Here is a 25,801-nt window from a genome sequence, read left to right as displayed (position 1 = left end):
CGGTTTTCGCCCCGTTGCCGCCGGGTTTATCAGTTTTTCTCTGGTGGAAAAATCAGATTCAGTACAATCGCGGTGATCCCGCCTGCGGCGATACCGGAAGAGAGCAGGTTTTTCAGCCAGTCCGGGGCAAATTGCAGGATTTGCGGCTGCTGAGAAACGCCGAGGCCAACGGCCAGCGACAGCGCGATAATCAGGATCGCGCGGCGGTTCAACGGCTCGCGGGAAACAATGCGTACACCGGATGCGGCAATCGTACCGAACATCACCAGCGTTGCACCGCCCAGTACCGGCTCAGGCAGTTGCTGTACAAAAGCGCTGACCGCCGGGAACAGGCCGAGCACCATCAGCATCACCGCAATGAAGAAACCGATATAGCGGCTGGCAACACCGGTCAGTTGAATAACGCCATTGTTCTGGCCGAAGCAGGAGTTCGGGAAAGTGTTGAAAACAGCGGAAACAAACGAGTTGAGACCATTTGCCAGCACGCCGCCTTTCAGGCGCTTCATATACAGCGGGCCAGCGACGGGCTGCTCGGAAACGTCAGAAGTGGCGGTGATATCACCGATGGTTTCAAGCGAGGTGATCATAAATACCAGCATTAGCGGCAGCAGCAGGGTCCAGTCAATGCTCAGACCGTAGTAAAGCGGCGTCGGCACCATAAAGGACGTTGCCGGTGCGCTATATGCCGGCAGCATACCCATAAACATCGCCAGCACATAGCCAACGGCCATGGCGATCACCAGCGACGCGATACGTAAATAGGGGTTGCGCTGACGGTTAAGCAGAATAATCAGCCCCAGCACCACGCCTGCCAGCAGCAGGTTTTTCGGCGCGCCGAAGGTGTGGTTGCTCATCGCGGCAAAACCGCCGCCTACGGATGTCAGACCCACCTGAATCAGCGACAGGCCGATAATCATCACCACCACGCCGGAAACCAGCGGGGTAATAATGCGACGCGCAAACGGCAGGATGCGGGAAACGACCATTTCGGTGCAGCTGGCCAGCATCAGGGTGCCGAACAGCGCAGCCATCATCGTGGGCACATCCGCACCGCCGGTTTTCAGCGCGGTACCACCCATGATCAGTGGCGCAACAAAGTTAAAGCTGGTGCCCTGAATCGAGAGCAACCCGGAGCCAACAGGTCCCCAGGCTTTGATCTGGATAATAGAGGCGACGCCAGAGGCGAACAGCGACATGCTGATAATGTGCTGAGTGTCCTGAGCCGGTAAACCCAACGCCTGGCAGATAAGCAGCGCGGGCGTGATAACGCCAACAAACATCGCCAGCAGGTGCTGGAGCGCGGCAAACAGGGTCTGCGGCAGCGGCGGGCGATCTTCAAGGCGGTAGATCAGTTCGCTGGGTTGAGTCTGCGCAACCGGTTGCGCACTTTCTGACTCGATGGTGTTTACGGACATCTCAAGCAATCCCCTGATGGAAAAGCGCTGATTTTATCGGACTGTTTGGTAAAAGCAAACGGTTGCTATGCTAAAAACATACTTTTCTAAGGGGTGTTCGTTTTGCGGGATAAGGTTCTAAAACTCAGGCGTTGGAGTAGCGTTCTGTTTCCGGCATCCAGCGGTCGATCAGCGCTTCGGCAAGCTGCGGATAACGCTCATGAATATGGCGGGCTACGCGCTGTACTTCCGGGATCATCGCCTGATCGCGCAGCAGGTCGGCAACTTTAAATTCCGCGTTGCCGGTCTGGCGGGTACCAAGCAGTTCGCCGGGGCCGCGAATTTCCAGATCTTTTTGCGCAATCACAAAGCCATCGTTACTGTCGCGGAGCACTTGCAGGCGTTTTTGCGCGGTTTTTGATAATGGGGATTTGTAGAGCAGTACGCAGTGGGAGGCCACCGCACCGCGCCCAACGCGGCCACGTAGCTGGTGGAGTTGCGCAAGTCCGAGCCGCTCCGGGTTTTCGATAATCATCAGGCTGGAATTTGGCACATCCACGCCCACTTCAATCACCGTAGTAGCGACCAGCAAATGCAGCTCGCCCTGTTTGAATGCCTGCATTACCGCCTGTTTTTCTGCCGGTTTCATGCGGCCATGCACCAGGCCAACATTCAGCTCCGGCAACGCCAGTTTCAGCTCTTCCCAGGTCGCCTCCGCCGCCTGTGCTTCCAGCAGGTCGGACTCTTCGATCAATGTACAAACCCAGTAGGCCTGGCGGCCTTCGCCGGTACAGGCGCTGCGTACGCGATCGATAATCTCGTTGCGGCGCGTATCGGGGATAGCGACGGTAGTGACCGGCGTACGGCCCGGCGGCAGTTCGTCGATCACCGAGGTGTCGAGATCGGCGTAGGCGGTCATCGCCAGCGTGCGTGGGATCGGTGTTGCCGTCATGATCAACTGGTGCGGGTGAAAACCCTGCTGCTGGCCTTTTTCCCACAGCGCCAGCCGCTGATGAACGCCAAAGCGGTGTTGTTCGTCGATAATTACCAGCGCAAGACCGTTAAACTGCACCTGTTCCTGGAAAATGGCATGGGTGCCCACCACCATTTGCACCTGACCGCTGGCAATTGCCTCTTGCTGTGCCTGGCGCGCTTTGCCTTTTTGCTTGCCCGCCAGCCAGCCCACTTCCACGCCGAGCGGCGCAAACCAGTTGCGGAAATTGTTAGCGTGCTGCTCTGCCAGCAGTTCGGTGGGTGCCATCATCGCCACTTGTTTGCCATTGGCTATCGCCCGCAGCGCTGCCAGCGCGGCAACCAGCGTTTTACCGGAGCCCACATCACCCTGCACCAGGCGCATCATCGGCATATCCAGCGCCATATCGCGCTCGATCTCCGCGACCACGCGCGCTTGTGCGCCGGTTGGTTTAAACGGTAGCGACGCCAGCAGGCGGTTTTTCAGTTCATCTTTGGCGCTGAGTGGTTGCGCATGATAACGCTGCGCGCCGGCACGCAACGCCAGCATACTGAGGTTGTGCGCCAGTAATTCTTCAAGGATCAAACGGCGCTGCGCCGGGTGCTGCCCGCTTTCCAGATCGCTTAATTGCAGTGACGGCGGCGGGCGATGCAGCGTATGCAGCGCCTCTGGCAGGCTCATCATGCCTTGCGCCAGCTCCGGCGGCAGCAGTTCGCTGATGGCGCACGTCGCCAGTAGTTCCAGCGCCTGGTCGGTGAGCTTGCGCAGTGTCGCTTGTTTGATGCCTTCGGTGGTGGGGTAAACCGGCGTCAGGGTTTCCTGCAATTCCGGGGTGCTGAGATCGCCCTGCACGCGGTATTCGGGATGGATCATTTCCGCGCCGAACTTCCCGCGTTTCGCTTCCCCATAGGCCAGCACACGGCGGCCAGTGGCGAGGCTGTTTTTCATCGCCGCGTTGAAGTTGAAAAAGCGCATGGTGAGAATGCCCGTGCCGTCGCTAATCTGGCAGGTCATCATCCGGCGACCGCCGAAGGTGATATTACAGTTCAGCACCTCGCCCTCCACCGTGGCGTAAACGCCCGGCAGCAGGTCTGCAATCGGGTAAAGCTGGGTGCGATCTTCGTAGCGCAGCGGGAGGTGAAGCAGAAGATCCTGAACGGTATGCAGGCCGATTTTCGCCAGCTTGCTGCTCTGCGCCGCGCCGACACCGGTCAGCGAACTTAATGGCACCGCATCGAGCAGCTTACCTTTCATCGGTTATCCCGCCGCCTGCATGGTTGCCCACCACGTCGGGTCGGCTTCGATTTGGCCTTCCGTATTTACGTGGGGGTAAGGCAGGCCCTTGCGTTTCGCGACTCTCGCCAGCACCGGGTAGCCCCCCTCAAACAGCAGGCGTTGCTGAACTTCATCCGGCAACATGCTGTTTTCACGCTCATACATACCGGCGTTTTGCCGCTGGCGCTGTGCTTCGTAAAGGATCAAGGCAGACGCCACGGAAACATTCAGCGACTGCACCATGCCGATCATCGGGATGATAATGTCCCGATCCGCCAGATCCAGCGCTTCCTGAGTGATCCCGGTTTTCTCCTGGCCCATCAGAATGCAGGTCGGGCGGGTGTAATCGATCTCGCGGAAATCAACGGCGTTATCAGATAAGTGGGTCGCGAGGATCTGCATGCCGCGCGCTTTCAGCACGCCGACAGCATCGCCAATGGTACGGTGGGTTTTCACTTCAACCCAACTGTTGCTGCCCGCAGCAGAGGAGGCCATGGTGCGCATGCGGTTGCCTGGCCAGACGGCATGAACTTCATGCACGCCGACGGCGTCCGCAGTACGGATAATGGCGGAGACATTATGAGGTTTGTGAACCTGCTCCATGCAGACCGTCAGGTCCGGCTGACGCCTGGCGAGCATCTCGCGGATACGCGCATAACGCTGAGAATTCATAAAGTTAGTTTCGGTTGCGGGTGACTTTAATCACATCCGGCATCACGCGGATTTTGCGCATGATATTCGCCAGATGGACGCGATCGCGCGCCGTCAGACGGATAAACGCGCTGTAGACGCGGCCATCTTTTTCTTCGGTATTCAGGCTTTGAATGTTCGAAGAGGCCGTATTAATCGCTGCCGTCAGATTCGCCAGCGCGCCCTGATGGTTGAACATATCCACCTTGATCTCGGTGATAAATTCCTGCGCGGTCTCTTTATCCCACTCGACAGCCATGAATTTCTCTGGCTCTTTCTGGTAGCCACGAATGTTGCGGCAGGACTCATGGTGAATAACCAGCCCTTTGCCGGGGCTGACGTGCGCGACAATCGGGTCGCCAGGAATGGGGCGACAGCATTTGGCAAAGGTGATCAGCACGCCGTCTGCGCCTTTAATCGGCAGATGACCGCCGTTTGCGCCAGTCGGTGTTGGCGTGCTCTGTACGGCTTCCCCTTGCTGCAGGTTTTTGGCAACCACAACGCTCATGGCGTTGCCAAGACCAATTTCTGCCAGCAAATCGTCGAGCGACGCGAGCTTCATGCGATCCAGTTCGCGCTGCACATGTTCCTGCGGGATTTCGGCCAGTTTACGGCTTCCGCCCAGCGCGTGATTCAGCAGACGGCGGCCGAGGCTCACCGAGTCGTCACGCTTGAGGTTTTTCAGCATCTGGCGGATTTTGGCGCGTGCTTTCGAGCTGACGACAAAGTTCAGCCATGCGGCATTCGGGCGCGCGCCCGGTGCGGTGATAATTTCTACCGTCTGGCCGCTGGAAAGCGACTGCGACAGCGGATACGGCTGGCGGTCGACGCGCGCGCCAACGCAGGCATGGCCGATATCCGTGTGTACCGCGTAGGCGAAATCCACCGGTGTGGCGCCAGCGGGCAGCTCGACAATGCGGCCTTCCGGAGTGAAAACATAAATCTCATCGGGGAAGAGATCAGATTTAACGCTCTCGATAAATTCAAACGAACTACCGGCGCTCTGCTGCAGCTCCAGCAGGCTTTGCATCCAGCGCTGAGCGCGGATTTGCGCGGTGGTACTGCTTTCGCCATGCTCTTTATACGCCCAGTGCGCGGCAACCCCCATCTCTGCCATCTGATCCATATCTTCGGTACGGATTTGCACCTCGACCGGTACGCCGTGCGGGCCAATCATTGAGGTGTGCAGAGATTGATAGCCGTTCGCCTTGGGGATGGCGATATAGTCTTTCACGCGGCCAGGACGTGGCTTGTACAAGCTGTGCATCTGGCCCAGAACGCGATAGCAGGTATCCAGATCGTGAACAATTACGCGAAAGGCGTAGATATCCATAATCGAGTGGAAACGCTGCTCTTTCAGCACCATTTTGCAGTAAATAGAGTACAGGTGCTTTTCGCGACCGCTAACGCGGCAGGGAATGCCCGCTTCCTGTAAACGCCCTTCGATTTCCGAGAGGATTTTTTGAATCATCTCTTTGCGGTTGCCGCGCGCGGCTTTAACCACTTCTTTGATCACGCGATAGCGGTTCGGGTATAGCGCTTCAAAGCCCAGCTCTTCAAGCTCGGTTTTGATGTGATGAATACCTAAACGGTGCGCCAGCGGGCTATAGATTTCGAGGGTTTCACGGGCGATGCGACGACGTTTGTCCGGGCGAAGAGAGCCCAGTGTGCGCATATTGTGGGTGCGGTCGGCGAGCTTGATAAGAATGACGCGGATGTCCTGCACCATCGCCATAATCATTTTGCGAAAGTTTTCGGCCTGCGCTTCTTTCTTATCCTGAAACTTGAGCTTATCAAGCTTCGACACCCCTTCCACCAGCTCGGCAACGCTTTTGCCAAACAGCTGTTCCATATCCTGGTAGGTGGCTGGGGTATCTTCAATCACGTCGTGCAATAGCGCAGCCATCAGCGTTTCGTGGTCGAGTTTCATCTCGGCCAGAATGCAGGCAACCGCTACCGGGTGCGTGATATAAGGTTCACCGCTTGAACGTGTCTGGCCCTCGTGAGCGTCACGTGCAACGAGATACGCCTGCCTGAGACGTTTGATTTGATCTTCAGGCAGATAGTGTTGAATCAGTTGATTCAGGCTTTCAAACAGATACAAGGGTGACCTGCAGGTTAATTAACGACGACCTTCAGCAATGGCGGTTACGGCCTGCAGTTCTGCGGCTTCCTGCTCTTGCTGTTCCTGGCGCTCACGGACGTCGAGGATCTGGTTGTTGATCAGACCTTCTTCGATTTCGCGCAGCGCGATAACGGTGGTTTTATCGTTTTCTTCCGGGACTAACGGATCTTTACCGCCAACCTGCATCTGACGAGCGCGACGCGCGGCGACCAGCACCAGGTCAAAACGGTTACCAACTTTCTCTACAGCGTCCTGAACAGTTACGCGTGCCATACTTAAAATGCTCCACAGGTGAAGAAATGACTGGGCATGATACTGAAACCAGGCTCAGTCTGCCAATAGTTTGCTGATTAAAGCGTCATGTCGCTGCTTTTGGCGGCTCATGCGCAGACGTTCGGCGCGAATAATGGTTTTCAGATCGCCCAACGCGGTATCGAAATCATCATTCACAATCAGATAATCATATTCCGCGTAATGGCTCATTTCCGCAACTGCCTGCGCCATACGTTTCGCAATGACCTCTTCGCTATCCTGGCCGCGCCCGCGCAAGCGGCGATCGAGCTCCAGCTTCGACGGCGGCAGAATAAAGATGCTGCGCGCCTGCGGCATTCGGGCGCGAATTTGCTGCGCACCCTGCCAGTCGATATCAAGAAACACATCTACGCCGGTTGCCAGCACTTGCTCAATGGCTGCGCGCGAGGTGCCGTAATAGTTACCGAAGACTTCGGCATGCTCAAGAAACGCATCCTCGCCAATCATGGATTTAAATTCATCATGATTAACAAAGAAATAGTGTTCACCGTGCACTTCACCCGGACGCGGAGCGCGCGTGGTGTGCGAAACAGAAACCTGCGTATCGTATAACGGTTGGGTTTTTAGCAAAGCCTGAATGAGGCTTGATTTACCCGCGCCGCTAGGGGCGGAAACAATATAGAGCGTGCCTTGAGCCATGAGAGTCTTTTGTATGTGAATTGCGAAAGGAAACTTACATACGTGCCTATTATACACATCGCCGCTATGTGACGTAGCCTTTGTCACACTTTTTCCCGCTGAGTTTGACATTTTGCGGCCTGCTTTCCTGTTTTATTTGCAAATTTTCACAGTAACCGTGAATTGCCGGAACCCTCCTCGCAATCTCTCTCTTTCCTTGTCGTCAGCACTGCGTAGGCCACGCTATAACAGCGGCGCTATCACAAGGAGAAGGGACAATGTGGAAAAGAACCGGATTCGCGGTGTGTCTGTTGCTATGGAGCCTGTCCAGCCAGGCGGTTTGCCCTGTCTGGTCGCCATCAAGAGCGCAAGACGAGGTTAACCGTCTTCAACAACAGCTTGCCCGGTGGAATGAGCACTACTGGAAGCAGGGAGCAAGCGAGGTAAGTGACACGGTTTACGACCAGCTCAGCGCACGGCTGGCGGCGTGGCAACGCTGTTTTGCGCTTGAACCAGCCAATTCAGCACCTGTCTTACCCGGCGGAAGTGTGAAACATCCTGTCGCGCACACAGGGGTACAAAAACTGGCGGGTAAGCAAGCGCTACAGCGCTGGATGGCAGGAAAAACCGATCTTTGGGCGCAACCAAAAGTGGATGGCGTCGCGGTGACGTTAGTCTATCGCAATGGTCAACTGACGCAGGCAATCAGTCGCGGCGATGGTCTGGCTGGTGAGGACTGGACGGCAAAAATACGCGCTATCCCATCGATCCCTGAAAAGGTGAGTGGTGCGCTGGCGAACAGCGTATTGCAGGGTGAACTGTTTTTACGCACGGAAAACCATATTCAGAAACAGGCCGGTGGGCTTAACGCCCGTGCAAAAGTAGCCGGTGCGATGATGCGACGCGATGAGTCCGCCATTCTCAATGATTTGGCGTTTTTCGTCTGGGCATGGCCAGACGGCCCCGCAACACTGGCGCAAAAGCTGGTGGAACTCAGCAAAGCCGGGTTTAGTGACGAAATGCAATACAGCGTGCCAGTGAGCACGGTAGAAGACGTCGAAAACCTGCGCAGCCGTTGGTTTACCTCTGAATTGCCTTTTGTCACCGATGGTGTGGTGGTGCGCTCAGGAACCGAACCCGCGGGAAATACGTGGCTACCGGGGCAGGGTAATTGGGTGGTGGCATGGAAATATGAACCACCCGAGGAAATTGCAACCGTAAAAGATATTCAGTTTGCCATTGGACGCACCGGTAAAATCTCCGTGGTGGCTCTGCTGGAACCGGTGCAACTTGATGACAAACGCGTCCAGCGGGTCAATTTGGGTTCTGTCCGGCGCTGGCAAGAACTGGATGTTGCGCCTGGCGATCAAATCGCTGTCAGCCTTGCAGGACAAGGGATCCCGCGCATCGACAGTGTGGCGTGGCGTTCACTTGTTCGCGATAAACCTGTCCCACCAGCGCCACGTTTTACCGCGTTGACCTGCTTTTATGCCTCTGCAGAATGTCAGGAGCAATTCATTGCTCGCCTGGTGTGGTTGAGTTCGGCAAAAGCGCTGGGGATTGAAGGGGTTGGCGAAAGTGGCTGGCGGGGGTTGAATCAGGCGCATCACTTTGAACATCTCTTTTCATGGCTGGCGCTGACAAAAGAGCAATTACAGTCGACACCCGGCATTTCGCCGGAACGCGGTTTACAGCTCTGGCATCGCTTTTCGCTGGTACGAGAAAAACCGTTTATTCGCTGGCTTATTGCACTTGGAACACCGTTACCGCAGCCTGCTCTGAAAGTCACTGGCGACACAACGTGGCAGCAAATGCGCACGCGTAACGAAAACGAGTGGCAACATTTTCCGGCAATAGGTGCTGAAAAAGCCCGGCAGATTGTTGCCTTTATGCATGCTCCCGAAATTGAAAAACTTTCGGTTTGGTTGCGTGAACAAGGAGTAAAGGCGTTTCAGTGAGTGCTGTGCTTGTAGTGGAACACGGGCAAGCCGAGCTTCCAGCGGATAGCCAGTAATCGCGTAATGAAGCCAAACAACAACGTTGCAATTACTACCATATCGTGGCTGGGAACCATACGACCAAGGACGATATAGAGCACGGCGGAGGCGAAGGCGATCCCGGCGTACAGCTCTTTCTGGAACACCAGCGGGATACGCTTACAAAACATATCCCGCAACACACCGCCGAACACGCCGGTGACCACAGCGGCAATCACGGCGATAACCGGGCCTTCACCCATGTCGAGAGCAATCTGCGCACCGATAATGGAAAATACCACCAGCCCAAGCGCATCAAGCACCAGAAACAGACGGCGCAGATGCGGCATCACCGGCGCGAAGATCGTCGTTAATACTGCCGCGACGGCAACAATAACGACATATTCCGGGTGCTTTACCCAGCCGAGCGGGTAGTGCCCAAGCAGGATATCGCGTACCGATCCGCCGCCCAGCGCCGTTGCTGTGGCGATAATTATCACGCCAAAGGTATCCATTCTGCGACGGCCTGCCGCCAGTGCGCCGGTCATTGCCTCGGCCGTGATGCCAATCAGATAGAGAAAATGTAACAGCATGCCCGCTCCCGTAAATCAGAAGCGGCAGGGTAGCGATTTATATACAGGCAGACGATTGAGATTTTCTAAGGTGCGTTGTTTTGGATAAGTTTGACTAATGTGATATGGAGGATCTGAGTTTTTTATGTTATTGATTTTATTATTTAAATAGGGATTATGATTGCTGATAAACGGCAGCGATTAATAAATTTAAGCATAAGTTAATTACAGGCGGCGTGATAAATAAAAAGGCCCTGCTGGGCCTTTTCAACATGCTGTAGAGATTACTCGATGTTCTGAATCTGCTCGCGCATTTGCTCAATCAGGACTTTGAGCTCGATAGCGGAGTTAGTTACCTCTGCGTTAATCGACTTGGATGCCAGCGTGTTCGACTCACGGTTGAACTCCTGCATCATAAAGTCGAGACGGCGACCCACCGCTTCTTTTTTCTTCAGAATGTTGTAGGTTTCTTTAACATGCGCTTCAAGGCGATCCAGCTCTTCGGCGACATCGATGCGCTGTGCCATCAGCACCAGTTCTTGCTCAAGGCGGTTATTCTCAAGCTGCACCTGCGCCTCTTCCAGCTTGGCGACCAGGCGTTCGCGTTGCCATTGCAGGATTTCCGGCATATGGGCGCGGACTTTGCTGACTTCGGTGCTCACGCCTTCCAGACGTTGTTCGATCAGCCCTTTCAGCGCCTGACCTTCAGTTTCACGGGCGACGATAAAATCATCCAGCGCGCCGTCAAGTGCGGCGAGGATCTGCGCGGCGATGGCGTCCAGATCCTGCTCTTGTGCAGCCATTACGCCTGGCCAGCGCAGAATATCTACCGGGTTGATTTCCCCTTCGTCGCTCTGCATTTTGACCCAGTTCGCCGCATTCACCAGCTGTTTAGCCAGTTTTTCGTTCAGGATCAGTTCGCCCTGCGCACTGGCATCAGGCTCAAAACGGAGATTACACTCCACTTTACCGCGCGTCAGACGGCTACGGAGACGTTCACGAACAACCGGCTCGAGGCTGCGAAATTGCTCCGGCAGGCGGAAGTAAGTTTCCAGATAACGCTGGTTAACCGAGCGCAGTTCCCAGGAGGCAGAGCCCCATTCACCCTTGATTTCACGCCGGGCATAGGCGGTCATACTGCGGATCATAGACGTTCCCGTTTTCAAAGAGAGATGCGGGGATTATAGCTTTCGTGGCCTTATCAGGATAGGAATAACCTTGGTAAGCCAGTATAATGCGCAGCCACATTCGATAAGCCGGAGAAATTATCATGCGTCCAGCAGGCCGTAGCGCCAACCAGGTGCGCCCCGTCACCCTGACCCGTAATTACACAAAACACGCAGAAGGCTCCGTGCTGGTTGAATTTGGTGATACCAAAGTGCTGTGCACTGCGTCCATCGAAGAGGGTGTTCCGCGCTTTCTGAAAGGTCAGGGCCAGGGCTGGATCACCGCCGAATATGGCATGTTGCCGCGCTCGACTCACACCCGTAACGCGCGTGAAGCCGCGAAAGGCAAGCAGGGCGGGCGTACCATGGAAATCCAGCGCCTTATCGCTCGCGCGCTGCGTGCGGCGGTTGATTTGAACGCGCTGGGCGAATTCACCATTACGCTTGACTGCGATGTCATTCAGGCCGATGGCGGCACGCGTACCGCATCAATTACCGGCGCGTGCGTTGCGCTGGCGGACGCGCTGAACAAACTGGTTGCCGCCGGTAAGCTGAAAACCAATCCGATGAAAGGTATGGTTGCGGCGGTCTCCGTGGGTATTGTTAATGGCGAAGCCGTTTGTGATCTTGAATATGTGGAAGACTCCGCAGCCGAAACCGACATGAACGTGGTGATGACTGAAGACGGTCGCATGATTGAAGTTCAGGGTACGGCGGAAGGCGAGCCCTTCTCCCATGAAGAGTTACTCACCCTGCTGGCGCTGGCCAGAGGGGGGATCGAATCGATTATCGCGACGCAGAAGGCGGCGCTAGAGAATTAATTTTAAGGGCGACTGATGAGTCGCCTTTTTTTTGCGCTTTATACTTCATGCGGCTTCTTTGTCGGCTGTCGCGAGTCATGCCTGCGCTATTCACCAGGTATGATTTACGTGGTTTGCGCGAGGTCGCGCGACGTATGTTGCGTAATCTGTAAATAATGAAAAGTGAGATGAGGAGCGAATCCATGAAAGCGTATCAGCGTCAGTTTATTGAATTTGCGCTTAACAAGCAGGTACTGAAGTTCGGCGAGTTCACGCTGAAATCCGGGCGCAAAAGCCCCTATTTCTTCAACGCCGGGCTGTTTAATACCGGGCGCGATCTGGCTCTGTTAGGGCGTTTTTACGCCGAAGCGCTGGTGGATTCCGGTATCGATTTTGATCTGCTGTTTGGCCCGGCTTACAAAGGTATTCCTATCGCGACCACCACGGCCGTAGCGCTGGCGGAGCACCACGAGCGTGATGTGCCTTATTGCTTTAACCGTAAAGAAGCCAAAACCCACGGTGAAGGTGGCAATCTGGTGGGCAGCGCGTTGCAGGGGCGTGTCATGCTGGTGGATGACGTGATCACTGCCGGAACGGCGATTCGCGAATCGATGGAGATTATCCAGGCTAACGGCGCAACGCTTGCCGGCGTGCTGATCTCTCTGGATCGCCAGGAGCGTGGTCGCGGTGATATTTCGGCAATTCAGGAAGTAGAACGCGATTATGGCTGTAGCGTGATTTCGATTGTCACACTCAAAGACTTGATCGCCTACCTCGAAGAGAAACCGGAGATGGCCGATCATCTGGCCGCTGTGCGCGCCTATCGCGAGCAGTACGGCGTTTAAATGTGTTCCCGGCAGGCGACTGCCGGGTCCGTTTTACACCAGCTTCGCGCCCTGAGTGTTTACATAAAGTGAATAGACCGAGGTGCTGGAAGCCATAAACAGGCGATTGCGCTGTTCGCCGCCAAAGCACAAGTTAGCGCAGCGCTCCGGCAGGTGGATCATTCCAATCGCTTTGCCTTGCGCATTGAACACGCGCACGCCGTCCAGCTCCTCGGTACCCATTCCCCACCCGCACCACAGGTTGCCATGTACATCGATGGCGATGCCATCTGCCGTGCCGTTACCGCAGTCGATATGTACCCGCCGGTTTTTAAGCTGATTACCTTCGATATCCCACGCCAGAATTAAGCGATTGGGCGTCGCGCGGCTTTCCACCACAAACAGCGTTTTTTCATCCGGCGAGAAGCAGATGCCGTTTGGTCCTTTAACATCGCCCAGCACTACTTCCAGCTTGCGGGTTTCAGGATCCAGGCGATAAACGTTTTGCGGCAACTGCGGCGTAGCTTTATGCCCTTCATAAAAACCGGCAATGCCAAATGGCGGATCGGTAAACCAGATGGAGCCGTCGGATTTCACGGCAATGTCATTCGGTGAATTCAGCGGCTTGCCGTCGTAGCTGTCTGCCAGCACGGTGATGGTGCCGTCGTATTCTGTGCGCGTAATGCGGCGGGTATCGTGCTCACAGCTGATTAGACGCCCTTGTCTGTCGCGAGCGTGGCCGTTGGCGTTATTGGAAGGCTGGCGAAAAACACTGGTTGTACCGGTGGCTTCATCCCAGCGCATGACCGCGTTGTTGGGAATATCGCTCCACAACAGCATGCGGGTATCGCCAAACCAGACGGGCCCTTCTGCCCAGCGGCATCCGGTCGCGATCTGCTCTACTTTGGCGCTGGAAACCATATAGTCGCGAAAGCTGTCATCCAGTGCCACGATGCTGGGATCGGGGTAGCGGGCTGAGGGTGCCCATGCGGCGATACTCTTTTGGCTTAGAAACAGTGATGCGGTGGCGATACCGCTGAGTTTAAGCAGTTCCCGACGTGATGTTGCCATCAAGCGTCTCCTTATTTGTAGGGTTTTTATGAGGATATTTCGCTTAAGTGGAAAGATACTGCCAGAGGGAGGGTAGGGGATCCGCGACGCCACAACATCTGGCATCTTAACGAATTACGTTGGGCTTTTTCACAGAGTGCGGGGAAATGAGAATGCAGCCGCAAGGGCTGCATGAGGAATTACTGTAATTGTGCGGCCAACAGCGGCCAGCGGGCGTCGAAATCTTCGGTCGGGCTGTATTTAAACTCGCTGCGCACAAAACGTGACAGCATCCCTTCGCAAAACGCCAGCAACTGGCTTGCCAGTAACGTTTCATCGGTCGCGTAGGCTTCGCCTTCACGCATCTTGCGTTCGCGCAGCACCTGGCGCAGCTGTGCTTCAATGCGTTCGAACAGCTGACTAATGCGTCCTTGCAGGCGGTCTTGTTCGAACATCAGCGCATGGCCGGTCATAATGCGTGTCAAACCCGGATTACGTTCACCAAAGCCCAGAATCAGCAGCACAATCAGACGCAGACGCGCGGTTGTGTCTTTCTCGTCTTTTAAAATCAGGTTGATACGGGTAATCAGGCTATCTTCGATAAATTCAATCAGGCTGTCGAACATGCGCGTTTTACTGGGGAAGTGGCGGTACAGCGCCGCTTCAGAAACGCCAACGGACGCCGCCAGTTTTGCCGTCGTAATACGCTGGCTTCCATCGCTGGATTCCAGCATCAGAGCCAGAGATTGAAGTATTTCCTCGCGACGATTCCTTTTCGCAGTTTGTTTTTCTGCCATGTTCCAAAATACCCCTGAAAATAAGCACTTGTCAGGCGAGCAACCACAGGGCGGCCGCAAACGGAGTGCGTTTGCGGTGATGTTATCGCGTTATTTCGCCGTGTGATGCGTTAAATAGGGCTGCTTATTGGCGCCCGGAATGGCCGAAGCCGCCTTCGCCGCGCTCGGTCGCGTCAAAGGATTCCACCAGGTTAAATTCTGCCTGAACGACCGGCACAAAGACCATTTGCGCGATGCGTTCACCCGGCACGATGGTAAAGCTGTCCTGGCCGCGGTTCCAGACGGAAACCATCAATTGCCCCTGGTAATCCGAGTCAATCAGCCCCACCAGGTTGCCCAGCACGACGCCATGTTTATGGCCCAGACCGGAACGCGGCAGAATGACCGCAGCCAGTGTTGGATCGGCAATATGGATTGCCAGACCGGTCGGCAGCAACGTCGTTGCGGCAGGCGCCAGCTCTACGGCGTCATCGAGACAGGCACGCAGGTCAAGTCCGGCAGAACCGGAGGTGGCATATGTCGGCAGCGGGAATTCCTTGCCAACGCGCGGGTCCAGAATCTTAACGTCGATTTTTTTCATCATAACGGGTAACGATCTCGTCCAGTAATAGGTGTCCCAGAAGTTCTTTGCGCTCCAGCGGCAAGCGTTTGTCGCCATCCTGCCAGAAAAGGTGTAATGCATTGTTGTCGCTGTTAAACCCCTGATTCGATTGCGAAACATCGTTGGCGCAAATCAGATCCAGGTTTTTGCGGGCGCGTTTTTGCCGGGCATATTCTTCCACATTATTTGTTTCGGCAGCAAACCCAACAACATAAGGTCGGTGAGCAGAAAGTGCGGCAACGCCAGCGACGATATCCGGGTTTTTCACCATTTTTATCGTGATTTCATCGCCTTGCTTTTTGATTTTTTCTTCAGCGACGCTGGCGGCGCGATAATCCGCAACGGCGGCGCAACCGATAAAAATATTCTGCTGCTGAACGCGGCTCTGGACCGCGGCCTCCATCTCCAGTGCCGTAGTCACATCCACACGTTGTACCAGCGGCGGCGTTGCCAGCGAAACAGGGCCGGAGACCAGCGTAACATTCGCACCGCGGCTTGCAGCAGCGGCGGCAATGGCGAAGCCCATCTTACCGGAACTGAGATTAGTGATGTAACGCACCGGATCTAACGGTTCACGCGTCGGACCGGCGGTAATCATGATGTTCAGATGTTGCAGATCTTTGACCGGTGAGAAATGCGCGGCGGCCATATCCACAATGGTCAGCGGATCGAGCATTCTTCCTGGACCAACATCGCCACAGGCCTGGCTGCCGCTGTCCGGGCCCCACAGCAACAGCCCGCGCGAGGCCAGCACCTGCAAATTATGCTGGGTGGCGGCGGCGCGGTACATCTGCTGATTCATCGCGGGAACAACGGCGACAGGCGACGGTGTGGCAAGGCAAATCGTGGAGACCAGGTCGTTTGCCATACCGGCAGCAACGCGGGCGATCAAATCCGCGGTGGCGGGGGCGAGAATCACTAAATCAGCCCATTTGCCCAGCTCAATATGGCCCATTGCCGCTTCAGCTGCGGGATCAAGCAGGCTGTCAGACACCGGATAACCGGAAACGGCCTGTAGGCTCATCGGCGTAATAAAGGCTTTTGCCGCCTCGGTCATTGCGACACGGACTTCTGCTCCGCGATCGCGCAAACGGCGCACCAGTTCGGGCGCTTTATAGGCCGCAATACCGCCGCTCACGCCGAGGACAATCTTTTTACCCGCCAGACTGATCATGATTCTTTCCTGTTGGATTTCACCAGAAGCTGGGCATTTTATCACAATCCTGGTGTTGTCGTGCTGTTGCCCATAAACCACTTTGCGAGGCGCTACGCAGAGATATGACTCCCTGGTCGAAGCGAGATGGCAGCTATGGCAGCATTGGCGGGAGCGAAGGAGAAATGAATATGGATATTGTTTTTACGCCTCAAAAACCGCGTGAAAAAATGATGAAGTTCGGTATTGAGTCACTGACTGACGTGGAACTGCTGGCGCTTTTTTTGCGCACCGGAACCCAGGGAAAAAGCGTGCTCACCGTCGCGCGTGAAATGCTCAAGCAGTTTGGTTCGTTGTATACGCTGCTCTCCGCCGATCTTGATGATTTTAAAGAGGTGCATGGCATTGGCCTTGCCAAATACGCTCAACTGCGGGGTATCGGCGAACTGGCGCGGCGCTATTATAATGCGCGCCTGCTGGAAGAGAGCTCACTGCTGAGCCCGGAAATGACGCGCGAGTTTTTACAAAGCCAGCTTGCGGGCGAAGAGCGCGAGATCTTTATGGTGATCCTGATGGATAACCAGAACCGGATACTTAAACATTGTCGGCTTTTTACCGGCACGATTAACCAGGTTGAGGTGCATCCGCGAGAAATTTTGCGTGAAGCGTTAAAAGTCAATGCGGCCGCCGTGATCCTCGCGCATAATCACCCCTCTGGTAACGCTGAGCCGAGCAAAGCGGACAGGCAGATCACTGAGCGGGTAATAAAATGCTGCCAGTTCATGGACATCCGGGTGCTCGATCATCTGGTTATTGGTCGCGGTGAGTACGTTTCTTTTGCCGAACGTGGCTGGATTTAGACCACTTTGCGCGATCCATCGGGATCTTTGTCTGTTCGGGACTTGAGCACACCGCCGACTCAGCGTATACTACGCCACCTTTGAGAATCTCGGGTTTGGCATTTGGGCCTGGCAATCGAGGGTTCACATAGAACTGCGATGACCGGGCTGTAAAGCCTGACGAGGCGCCGATACCCCATACGAAGCTCGAGCTAATTTGATTTTTGGAGAATAGACATGTCCCGAGTCTGCCAAGTTACTGGCAAGCGTCCGGTGACCGGTAACAACCGTTCCCACGCACTGAACGCGACTAAACGCCGTTTCCTGCCGAACCTGCACTCTCACCGTTTCTGGGTTGAGAGCGAAAAGCGTTTTGTCACCCTGCGTGTATCTGCTAAAGGTATGCGTGTAATTGATAAGAAAGGCATCGATACAGTTCTGTCTGAACTGCGTGCCCGTGGCGAAAAGTACTAAGTACTTAAAGGATATAAATCATGGCTAAAGGTATTCGTGAGAAAATCAAGCTGGTTTCTTCCGCTGGTACTGGTCACTTCTACACCACCACGAAGAACAAACGTACTAAGCCGGAAAAACTGGAACTGAAAAAATTCGATCCAGTTGTCCGTCAGCACGTGCTGTACAAAGAAGCTAAAATCAAATAATTTTAGTTTTCTTGCACAAAAACCCCGCTCTGTCGGGGTTTTTGCATTTCTGACCACCCATAAACCGGAGACGAGATGCCTGAATTACCCGAAGTCGAAACCAGCCGCAGAGGTATTGAACCGCACCTTGTTGGCGAAACCATTCTTCATGCGGTGGTGCGCAACGGGCGATTGCGCTGGCCTGTTTCCGAAGAGATCCACAGTCTGAGCGACAAACCGGTACTGAGCGTTCAGCGCCGCGCCAAATATTTGCTGCTCGAATTGCCCGACGGCTGGATCATTATTCACCTTGGCATGTCCGGTAGCCTGCGTATTCTTCCCCATGAGTTACCTGCTGAAAAACACGACCACGTCGATTTGGTGATGAGCAACGGCAAAGTGCTGCGCTACACCGATCCACGTCGTTTTGGCGCGTGGCTGTGGACGAAAGAGCTGGAAGGCCACAATGTGCTCGCGCATCTCGGCCCGGAGCCGCTCAGCGACGCTTTCAACGCTGAATATTTCCAGCAGAAATGCGCGAAGAAGAAAACCGCCATTAAACCCTGGCTCATGGATAACAAGCTGGTGGTCGGCGTGGGGAATATCTACGCCAGCGAATCGCTGTTTGCCGCCGGGATTCATCCCGATCGGCTGGCTTCGTCACTCTCGGCGCAGGAGTGCGAAATTCTGGTGCGGGTGATCAAAGCAGTGCTGCTGCGCTCTATCGAACAGGGCGGAACCACGCTAAAAGACTTTTTACAAAGCGACGGTAAACCGGGCTATTTCGCCCAGGAGTTGCAGGTATATGGTCGGGAAGGGGAACTTTGTCGCGTCTGCAGCACGCCGATTGTTGCCGCAAAGCATGCACAGCGCTCAACGTTTTACTGCCGACGCTGCCAGAAATAAGAACCAGAAAGCTTACTTAAGCTTCTCTAACAGCGCCTGGTGAACGTCAGGCGGCAGGAAGTGGGTGACATCGCCCTGATGGCGCGCCACTTCTTTGACCAGCGTGGACGAGATAAACGACCACTCTTTCGACGGCATAAGAAAGACGCTTTCCAGCTCCGGCATCAGGTGGCGGTTCATATGGGCCAGCTGCATCTCATATTCGAAATCCGCTACCGCCCGCAAACCGCGAATAAGGATATTTGCCTGCTGGGCACGGGCAAAATTGGCCATCAAATCGCTAAACCCCACCACGGAAACATTCGGCAGATGTGCCGTCGCTGCTTGCGCCAGTGCCACGCGCTCTGGCAGGTCAAACAGCGGTTTTTTGCTTGGGCTGGCGGCAATCGCTAACACTACCTCATCAAACATCGTGGCGGCGCGGGTCACAATATCAATATGCCCGTTAGTGATGGGGTCAAAGGTGCCGGGATAAATCGCTTTTGTGCTCATCGCTTATTCTTTCTCTGAATAACCGTGGTTCAGCGCCCACAGCTCGGTGTATTTATTGAAAGTATACTGCGCATTAACCACTGCCAGCAGCCAGCCCTGTTTGCCATCCAGCACGCCGCCACGCAGTAACAATGTTTTGACGAAGGCGCCCAAAGTATGCGCGAAAATTCCCGGTAGCGACGTTTTTTTACCGAGCTGATGGCGCTCCTGCGCCCACGCCGTGGCGTAATTGAACTGTTTACGCTGAAAGCTGGCGAAATCCCGGCAGGTCAGATGCAGCAAATCACCACTGAGCGCAATGACCGGCGCTTGCGGCGCATCCAGCGATTCATGCACCAGATTACCGTTGTACTGATAGCGCTCGCGCTCGTACAGGCGGGTAACGCGATCCGGATACCAACCACTGTGGCGCATAAAGCGGCCAAGGAAATAGTTACGGCGGGCAATGCTGTAAACGGCGCCCGGCTGCGGTGCGGCGAGTGTCGCGCGAATGTGCTCTGCGAGTTCCGGAGTGACGCGCTCGTCGGTATCGAGCATCAGGATGTAATCGCCGCTGGCGTAGCGCTGTGCCAGCTGGCGCTGTACGCCGTAACCCGACCAGTCAGTATGGGTGAAGACTTTGGCGCCCGCGCGGCTGGCAATGCCCACTGTATCGTCGCTGCTGCCGGAATCCAGCAGCACAATTTCATCCGCCCAGGCAACGGATGCCAGACAATCGGGCAGCAGATCCGCCGCGTTTTTGGCGATCATCACCACCGACAAACGTTTGGACATTAATGGCTCCGCTGAGGCAAATACGGTTGCAGAAGTTGCAGCAGGCGCGCCAGCGCGCCCTGGTTCTGGTGCAGCACTTCCACCGCGTGGCGGCCGTACCATAAACGGTAATCTTCATCCGTCAGCAGGGTCGACACCTCTTTCACCAGCGAATCCGCATCGGTGACGGTGATCAACCCTTCCGCTTCCTGCAGACGTGCGCAGATATCTTTGAAATTAAACGTATGTGGCCCCATCAGCACGGGAATCGCGTGCGCGGCGGGCTCCAGCGGGTTGTGGCCGCCGCGTTCAACCAGGCTGCCGCCGACAAACGCCAGATCGGCGATACCATACAGCAACATCAGTTCACCCATCGTGTCGCCGATCACTACCTGTGTGCTGCTGGAAGGGATTTCGCCCGAGCTGCGCAAGGTGTAGCTGAAACCGGCTTTCTGCGCCAAATTGCGCGCATCCGGGAAGCGTTCCGGGTGGCGGGGCACCAGAATCAACAGTAAATCAGGGAAGGTTTCCAGCAGCTTGCGGTGCGCCTGTAAAATAATCGCTTCTTCGCCGTCGTGCGTGCTGGTAGCAATCCACACCTGGCGGCGTGGTGCCCACTGGCGGCGCAGCGTTATTGCGCGTGCAGCGAGTTCTGGCGTTACGGAGATATCAAATTTCAGGCTGCCGGTCACGGTCAACTGGCTGCGCTTTAAGCCTAATTGCAGAAAACGGTCGGCATCTTCCTGGTTTTGCGCGGCAATCAGGGTGATTTTGCTCAGCAGGCGGCGCATAAATTTGCCCAACTTGCCGTAACCTTTTGCCGAGCGTTCTGACAGCCGTGCGTTAGCGATAACCAGGGGGATTTGGCGCGCTTTCAGCGCGGAAATCATGTTCGGCCACAGTTCGGTTTCCATCACGATCACCAGCTTCGGGCGAACATTGTTGAGAAAACGGTTCATGGCGCAGGGCAGATCGTACGGGAGATAAACATGATGTACGTCTTTGCCAAACGCCGACATCACCCGTTCCGAGCCGGTTGGCGTCATGGTGGTCACGGTGATGGGCAGCGAAGGGTAGCGATGGCGCAGTGCGCGTACCAGCGGGATCGCCGCCAGCGTTTCTCCCACGGAGACGGAATGCAGCAGAATACCGTCCGGCTTCACTTTGTTACGACAAAAACCATAGCGTTCAGCCCAGCGTTTGCGGTAAGCGGGGGCTTTGCGGCTGCGAAGTAATAATCGCAACCACACCAGAGGCTGAATTAAGTAAAGCAGGGTGGTATACAACAATTCCAAGCGACTATCCGTTTTTTTAAGATTCGGCGGGCAAATTCTAAGCATTTAGGGCGGCTAAAGCTATACCTTTCCGGCCTGACAGGGTAACGGCTTACCGCCACCCCTTCAAAGCAGCGCTAAGTTTATCAGCCACTGTCTGCCAGCCATAACCAGCAAGGGTTTCTTTCCGGGCATGCAGGGCTACCGACTGGAGGTCCGCCCGATTGAGCGTTGCCTGAATATCTTCTGCCATCGAGGTTGTTGAGAGTGGTTCCCGCATTACAAATCCGGTTTTCCCGTCGATAACAAATTCTGAAATTCCGCCGCGAGGGCTGACCAGTACCGGGATGCCGGAGGCCATGGATTCAAGCGCCACCATGCAGAATGGTTCTTCAAAGCGAGAAGGCACCACGGTTAAATCGCCGATTGCGTAGACCTTATGCATATCTGCCGGTGCAACGCTACCCGCGAGAATACAATTACTGCCCATGGTCTGAGCCATCTCACGAATCTCTTTTTGATATTTCGCTCGCGGGCCACTACTGTTCGCTTTTGGATCGCCGATAATCACCAGCTTTAGCTGTTGCCCGGACTGATTCAATTGATGCACGGCCCGCATCAGTTCCAGCGGTCCCTTTTCTGGCGACAACCTCCCGGCATAAAGAATCACAGTATCGGTTTCAGTCAGGGCAAACTTTTCTCGTGACCAGCGATCGCCATCAGCGTAAAGTTCGACATCAATACCATTAGGCACAACTTTTACATCTGCACCGGGAACCTTTTCTTTGTACCAGCGAGCCAGAAACTGGCTGGGAACAATAATCTTTACCGCACTGGTTAGCTTGTCGGTATCCTGCATATTATGCATATGTAGAATCATGTCCTGTTCAGGATAATAGCGCGCAGCCGTCGTATAAAGATGAATCGAATTATGCACGATCAGTGTTTGCCGTTCAGCTCGCAGGCTACGAGCTCGACGAACCAGTCGCCATGCATAAGAAAGTGGGTCCCAGCGGGTCCATTTTTGAAAAATACGTTTGTAGATGCGGCCAATACCAATGCGGTAGATCGAACAATGCGGGGTGATACTTTCTTGCTGCACTTCGCCTTTACGGATACAAATAATTTCTGTCGAAACGTGCAACCTGGTAGCTACGTTATAGACCCACCACTCCACCGCAGCGGCATGGCGAGGCGGGATTGAATGGATTGGCGGAACGGTAAATATGAGTGATTTTTTCATTATCAATTTTGCCGTAGCAGATGATGAATAATGCGGGAAATCTGTTGTGCGCGGTGATCCCAGGTGAATGTTTTCGCCAGCTCCAGCGCCGCATTCGCGCGTTTTTGCGCTTCATCTCTATCATCGACTACGCGCTGGAGTACGCTCCCCAGCTCTTCACTGTTTTCGCTTTCGACGAAAAAGACGCTTGATTCATCCACGACTTCACGGATTGACGGTAGGTCGGCAATCACAATTGCTTTACCCATCGCCATATATTCAAATAGTTTAAGTGGTGAGGTATATCGGCTGGCAATGCTGGTTTTGGTCAGTGGCAAAATGCAAATATCATGGCGGGCTATCTCATGGAAGCGCTGGCGTGGATTCACATAACCGAGAAAATCGATTTTAGCTGCCACACCTTCCTGCTGTGCCAACGCGGAAAGCGTTGTGATCTGTTCCGCGTTACCTCCTGCAATTGTTAGCTTTGCACCGGTTACGTGACGCATTGCGCTGATAGCTGTTGGGATACCTTTCCAGGGATGGAGGCTGCCGAGATAAAAAATTGATACGGGTATAGAAGGTAACTGTGAGACTGTCTTCAGTGCCTCATTTGCTGCCACGCTGTCCACGCCGTCGGGGCTAACGATACAAGGAGTATCGACGTTGTAGTGGCGGCGAATATCCTCTTCAAGGAAAGACGTCAAGACAACAATTGCCGCCGCATTCTGGTAAACAAAATGCTCATTTTCCAGCAGAATCTGGTACTTGCGCTGGTTCTTTGCTTGGCTGAGATCATGAGACTCCTTAAAACTCTGAGCAAATATCTCGTGGCTTTCAAAGATAACCGGAATGCCCAGCTTCTGGCTGAGCAGGAAACGGGCCATTTTTAGATTACGAGTATAAATTGCATCGACGGGGTTGCGCTTCAGCCAGCGGCGGACCATTAGAAAAAATATTTTCTGAGTATTAAAAGGAAAATACCATTTTCCACGTGGGTCATTTAAAGGTGAGAAAACGACGCCTTCCGAAACGGAGCGACCCAGTAGACTTTCAACCGTGGTATGGCTGGGGGGCGTGACAACAAAGACTTGCATATCGTGTCGCGCAAAAGCATCCACATTCTGCAAAATTTGCAGTGATGCAACGCGGATGTCCGGCACCGCATAGGGATCGATATAGGCAAGTTTGATCATTGGTCGAGCGCCGAAAGTAAACGTTGAGCTGAGTGGTGCCAGGTGTAGAGATTTTCGATACGCTGACGTGCGTTATGCCCCATTGTCCGACGGTGTTCGCCGTCTTCCATCAATTTACGGATGGCATCAGCAATTGCTTCAGGGTGGCCAGGAGAAACCAGTAATCCAGCTGAGCCTTCATTGCCAATCACTTCCGGAATACCACCAATATAGCTACCTATCACGGGTAATCCGCAAGCCATCGCTTCAGCAATAGTAATACCAAAAGCTTCATCGCCAGTGCTGGGGAAAATACCTGCATCACCGCTTCTATAAAACGCTGGCAGAGCTGAATGCGCAACTGGCTCGTGGAAAATAACCTGTTTGTCCACACCAAGAGCCCGAGCTTGTGCCTGTAGTTTTGTCAGTTCTTCACCATTACCAACAATGAGAAAGCGTACCCGCTCGTCCTGCAATAGCGCCAGTGCTTTCAAAACGTAATAAAGGCCTTTCCACCCGACAAGCCGCCCGGCAAAAACCAGTAAAAACTTGTCATCATCAATGTCCAGCGCCCGACGAATACTACCAGTTGCAGGAGTAAACTTATGGATGTCCACACCGTTATAAATCACATGCGGGAAGTGCTTAAAGTGATGCTGAATCTGCCAGGCATTAAATTCACTACATGCCACCCAGGCGTCAATTCGTTTAGCCAGGCGGCGATCAAACCTAAAAAAACTGGTGCCTCCACTCATATAGCAGAAACGCGTCTTGCTGGACGCAGGCATCAGATGTGGCCAAAAGAAATCGAAAGGTTTGGTAAGAATGACCCAGTCCAGATCATCCTTCACGACCGCTTTTCGGGCATGCCGTGCCATAGAAAGGCGTTCAACGATTCGCTGGAACCGGCGTCCGAGATTAATCACCTTTTCTCGTGGTGTATAAGGATAGGTTCGTACGGTAATTGCATAACTCGCAACATCATGGCGAATGTCCCCTTCTCCTCCATAAAGAAATACCTCATGACCAAGGTCAGCCAGGGCTTTTGCAAGTTCCCAGACCGCAGTTTGGATGCCTCCATAAGAAGTTGTTATGGTCACATCCACAAATCCAATTTTCATTAGCTTACCTTTAGATCAATGTGTTTCGCGAGCAGCGTATTGACCGCATTCCAGACAGTATCAACATCAATCTTTGACATTGGCTCTTCACGGCTGGCGTCAGAATAGTCAACAGGATGTTCGATAACAACCAGACCAGGGTGCTGTTGTGGCGAAAGATACCTTCCTGGATGGAAGGCGTGGTACATCGCTACCATTGGGATACCCAAGGCACCAGCAAGATGAGTAGGGCCGGTATCCACACCCAGATAAAGAGAAAGCTGGCTCATCACCGCTGCGTTTTGTCTCATTGTCAGCTTCCCTGCGAGCGACGTGGCGGAGGCACCCAGTTCAGAGGCCAGTGCAGCAGCGGTAGTTTTTCCTTCAGGCCCGCCTAATAAAAGTATATGACTGTCGGGATATGCCTGTAACAGACGGTTCGCTATCTCCTTAAAAGAGGAGATCGGCCAGTCTCGATAGGCCTTTGCAGGAAAGCTTTGCAATTGAAAACCGATCAAACGCTTACCACGCAGATTGTTTTTAGTCAAAAACTGGCGTGCAGAGTCCAGTTCTTGTGGCGTAACACAATAACAGAGGCGCCAATCGGTGATCTCAACGCCGACGGCTTGAGCTAGCAACGCTCGTTCCTGCTGGGCTGGCATTAACTGTTTCGGCGGGGCTACCGTGCACCAGTTGGCGTTACCAGTTTCGTCAGAGAAAGAAACCGTCAGTGTGGAAACGCGTTTGGCGTACTCCACCAGTGCATCATCACTACCGTATACCAGCGCCAGATCATACTGCCGTCGGTGGAAATATTTCATCCATGCCGCTTTTTTCTTGGAGAAGGGGCGAACAGTATTCACCCAAGGTAGATTTTCGATCACCGAGGCTGTTTTTTTATGCGCGAACACATCCAGTATGGCCGTAGGCCACTTCGTTTTTAATGCTTTTAATACCGGTGTTATTAATAAAGTGTCGCCAAAGCGAGCAATGTTTATGACAAGGATTTTTTGGGGCTGCATAAGCGGACCTGCTATCACACTTTTTCACATTGTACACTAGCGGCTACAGAT

At 54.3% G+C, this 25,801-nt stretch carries 26 protein-coding genes; 7 read left to right on the top strand and 19 right to left on the bottom strand.

Features of this window, described 5'->3' with window-relative positions; translation table 11 throughout:
* Positions 1-29 precede the first annotated feature (29 nt).
* From H650_RS13610 to gmk, 6 genes are all read right to left on the bottom strand, one after another.
* Positions 30-1,415 carry a nucleobase:cation symporter-2 family protein gene (locus H650_RS13610; RefSeq protein ID WP_020455765.1) on the bottom strand — a complete coding sequence of 462 codons (1,386 nt, stop codon included), beginning with the start codon at positions 1,413-1,415 and terminating at the stop codon, positions 30-32.
* Positions 1,416-1,539: 124 nt separating this feature from the next.
* Positions 1,540-3,621 carry an ATP-dependent DNA helicase RecG gene (recG, locus tag H650_RS13605; RefSeq protein WP_020455764.1) on the bottom strand — a complete coding sequence of 694 codons (2,082 nt, stop codon included), beginning with the start codon at positions 3,619-3,621 and terminating at the stop codon, positions 1,540-1,542.
* Between the two features lie 3 nt (positions 3,622-3,624).
* Positions 3,625-4,314: a tRNA (guanosine(18)-2'-O)-methyltransferase TrmH gene (gene trmH, locus H650_RS13600; RefSeq protein WP_020455763.1), complete on the bottom strand. Its 690-nt coding sequence runs from the start codon at positions 4,312-4,314 to the stop codon at positions 3,625-3,627.
* Between the two features lie 4 nt (positions 4,315-4,318).
* The gene (spoT, locus tag H650_RS13595) at positions 4,319-6,436 is read right to left on the bottom strand and encodes a bifunctional GTP diphosphokinase/guanosine-3',5'-bis pyrophosphate 3'-pyrophosphohydrolase (protein WP_020455762.1); all 2,118 of its coding nucleotides are present in this window, start codon (positions 6,434-6,436) and stop codon (positions 4,319-4,321) included.
* Positions 6,437-6,454: 18 nt separating this feature from the next.
* Positions 6,455-6,730, bottom strand: a complete 276-nt coding sequence (gene rpoZ, locus H650_RS13590) for a DNA-directed RNA polymerase subunit omega (RefSeq protein ID WP_007369481.1) — start codon at positions 6,728-6,730, stop codon at positions 6,455-6,457.
* A gap of 54 nt (positions 6,731-6,784) precedes the next feature.
* A complete protein-coding gene (gene gmk / locus H650_RS13585; protein ID WP_020455761.1) occupies positions 6,785-7,408 on the bottom strand; it encodes a guanylate kinase in 624 nt (207 codons plus the stop codon).
* Positions 7,409-7,665: 257 nt separating this feature from the next.
* Between gmk and ligB the strand changes: the two genes are divergently transcribed.
* Positions 7,666-9,345, top strand: a complete 1,680-nt coding sequence (gene ligB / locus H650_RS13580) for an NAD-dependent DNA ligase LigB (RefSeq protein WP_020455760.1) — start codon at positions 7,666-7,668, stop codon at positions 9,343-9,345.
* Here the strand turns inward: ligB and H650_RS13575 are convergent.
* Both H650_RS13575 and H650_RS13570 read right to left on the bottom strand, forming a co-directional pair.
* Positions 9,339-9,956 carry a trimeric intracellular cation channel family protein gene (locus H650_RS13575; protein ID WP_020455759.1) on the bottom strand — a complete coding sequence of 206 codons (618 nt, stop codon included), beginning with the start codon at positions 9,954-9,956 and terminating at the stop codon, positions 9,339-9,341. The two genes, ligB and H650_RS13575, sit on opposite strands and share 7 nt — an antisense overlap.
* Before the next feature lie 263 nt (positions 9,957-10,219).
* Positions 10,220-11,083: a YicC/YloC family endoribonuclease gene (locus H650_RS13570; RefSeq protein WP_020455758.1), complete on the bottom strand. Its 864-nt coding sequence runs from the start codon at positions 11,081-11,083 to the stop codon at positions 10,220-10,222.
* Positions 11,084-11,205: 122 nt separating this feature from the next.
* Here H650_RS13570 and rph point away from each other — a divergent pair, with 122 nt between their 5' ends.
* Both rph and pyrE read left to right on the top strand, forming a co-directional pair.
* Entirely contained in the window at positions 11,206-11,922 is a 717-nt protein-coding gene (rph, locus tag H650_RS13565; protein WP_017458165.1) for a ribonuclease PH, read from the top strand.
* Between the two features lie 182 nt (positions 11,923-12,104).
* Entirely contained in the window at positions 12,105-12,746 is a 642-nt protein-coding gene (gene pyrE / locus H650_RS13560; RefSeq protein ID WP_020455757.1) for an orotate phosphoribosyltransferase, read from the top strand.
* A 33-nt stretch (positions 12,747-12,779) separates the two neighbouring features.
* On the opposite strand, the gene H650_RS13555 is transcribed toward pyrE, so the two are convergent.
* The 4 genes from H650_RS13555 to coaBC form a co-directional block, all read right to left on the bottom strand.
* Positions 12,780-13,796 (bottom strand): SMP-30/gluconolactonase/LRE family protein, encoded by a 1,017-nt coding sequence (locus tag H650_RS13555; protein WP_020455756.1) that lies wholly within the window; start codon positions 13,794-13,796, stop codon positions 12,780-12,782.
* 179 nt (positions 13,797-13,975) lie between these two features.
* On the bottom strand, positions 13,976-14,572 hold the full coding sequence (gene slmA / locus H650_RS13550; RefSeq protein ID WP_017458168.1) for a nucleoid occlusion factor SlmA: 597 nt from the start codon (positions 14,570-14,572) through the stop codon (positions 13,976-13,978).
* Between the two features lie 124 nt (positions 14,573-14,696).
* Positions 14,697-15,155: a dUTP diphosphatase gene (gene dut, locus H650_RS13545; RefSeq protein WP_044489527.1), complete on the bottom strand. Its 459-nt coding sequence runs from the start codon at positions 15,153-15,155 to the stop codon at positions 14,697-14,699.
* Positions 15,133-16,344: a bifunctional phosphopantothenoylcysteine decarboxylase/phosphopantothenate--cysteine ligase CoaBC gene (coaBC, locus tag H650_RS13540; protein ID WP_025263794.1), complete on the bottom strand. Its 1,212-nt coding sequence runs from the start codon at positions 16,342-16,344 to the stop codon at positions 15,133-15,135. Before coaBC ends, dut begins: the two co-directional genes overlap by 23 nt.
* A 173-nt stretch (positions 16,345-16,517) precedes the next feature.
* Here coaBC and radC point away from each other — a divergent pair, with 173 nt between their 5' ends.
* The 4 genes from radC (at position 16,518) to mutM (ending at position 18,712) form a co-directional block, all read left to right on the top strand.
* The gene (radC, locus tag H650_RS13535; RefSeq protein ID WP_020455753.1) at positions 16,518-17,186 is read left to right on the top strand and encodes a RadC family protein; all 669 of its coding nucleotides are present in this window, start codon (positions 16,518-16,520) and stop codon (positions 17,184-17,186) included.
* 216 nt (positions 17,187-17,402) lie between these two features.
* Positions 17,403-17,639 (top strand): 50S ribosomal protein L28, encoded by a 237-nt coding sequence (gene rpmB / locus H650_RS13530; RefSeq protein ID WP_002436699.1) that lies wholly within the window; start codon positions 17,403-17,405, stop codon positions 17,637-17,639.
* 20 nt (positions 17,640-17,659) lie between these two features.
* Positions 17,660-17,827: a 50S ribosomal protein L33 gene (rpmG, locus tag H650_RS13525; protein ID WP_003024094.1), complete on the top strand. Its 168-nt coding sequence runs from the start codon at positions 17,660-17,662 to the stop codon at positions 17,825-17,827.
* A 75-nt stretch (positions 17,828-17,902) separates the two neighbouring features.
* Complete coding sequence (mutM, locus tag H650_RS13520) at positions 17,903-18,712, top strand: bifunctional DNA-formamidopyrimidine glycosylase/DNA-(apurinic or apyrimidinic site) lyase (protein WP_020455752.1); 810 nt, start codon at positions 17,903-17,905, stop codon at positions 18,710-18,712.
* Between the two features lie 12 nt (positions 18,713-18,724).
* On the opposite strand, the gene coaD is transcribed toward mutM, so the two are convergent.
* The 7 genes from coaD to H650_RS13485 all read right to left on the bottom strand — a co-directional run bounded on the left by coaD (position 18,725) and on the right by H650_RS13485 (position 25,750).
* Complete coding sequence (coaD, locus tag H650_RS13515) at positions 18,725-19,204, bottom strand: pantetheine-phosphate adenylyltransferase (protein ID WP_020455751.1); 480 nt, start codon at positions 19,202-19,204, stop codon at positions 18,725-18,727.
* A 3-nt stretch (positions 19,205-19,207) separates the two neighbouring features.
* Entirely contained in the window at positions 19,208-19,978 is a 771-nt protein-coding gene (locus H650_RS13510) for a glycosyltransferase family 2 protein (protein WP_020455750.1), read from the bottom strand.
* On the bottom strand, positions 19,978-21,252 hold the full coding sequence (gene waaA, locus H650_RS13505) for a lipid IV(A) 3-deoxy-D-manno-octulosonic acid transferase (protein ID WP_020455749.1): 1,275 nt from the start codon (positions 21,250-21,252) through the stop codon (positions 19,978-19,980). The genes H650_RS13510 and waaA overlap by 1 nt, the downstream gene beginning before the upstream one ends.
* A gap of 91 nt (positions 21,253-21,343) precedes the next feature.
* Positions 21,344-22,474, bottom strand: coding sequence for a glycosyltransferase (locus tag H650_RS13500; RefSeq protein WP_020455748.1), 1,131 nt, complete (start codon positions 22,472-22,474; stop codon positions 21,344-21,346).
* 2 nt (positions 22,475-22,476) lie between these two features.
* Positions 22,477-23,649 carry a glycosyltransferase gene (locus H650_RS13495; RefSeq protein ID WP_020455747.1) on the bottom strand — a complete coding sequence of 391 codons (1,173 nt, stop codon included), beginning with the start codon at positions 23,647-23,649 and terminating at the stop codon, positions 22,477-22,479.
* A complete protein-coding gene (locus H650_RS13490) occupies positions 23,646-24,749 on the bottom strand; it encodes a glycosyltransferase family 4 protein (protein ID WP_020455746.1) in 1,104 nt (367 codons plus the stop codon). The genes H650_RS13495 and H650_RS13490 overlap by 4 nt, the downstream gene beginning before the upstream one ends.
* Positions 24,749-25,750: a glycosyltransferase family 9 protein gene (locus H650_RS13485; RefSeq protein ID WP_020455745.1), complete on the bottom strand. Its 1,002-nt coding sequence runs from the start codon at positions 25,748-25,750 to the stop codon at positions 24,749-24,751. The genes H650_RS13490 and H650_RS13485 overlap by 1 nt, the downstream gene beginning before the upstream one ends.
* Positions 25,751-25,801: the final 51 nt, after the last annotated feature.

This window comes from Enterobacter sp. R4-368, from assembly GCF_000410515.1.
Classification (GTDB): domain Bacteria; phylum Pseudomonadota; class Gammaproteobacteria; order Enterobacterales; family Enterobacteriaceae; genus Kosakonia.
This window is presented reverse-complemented; position numbering and strand designations above follow the sequence as displayed.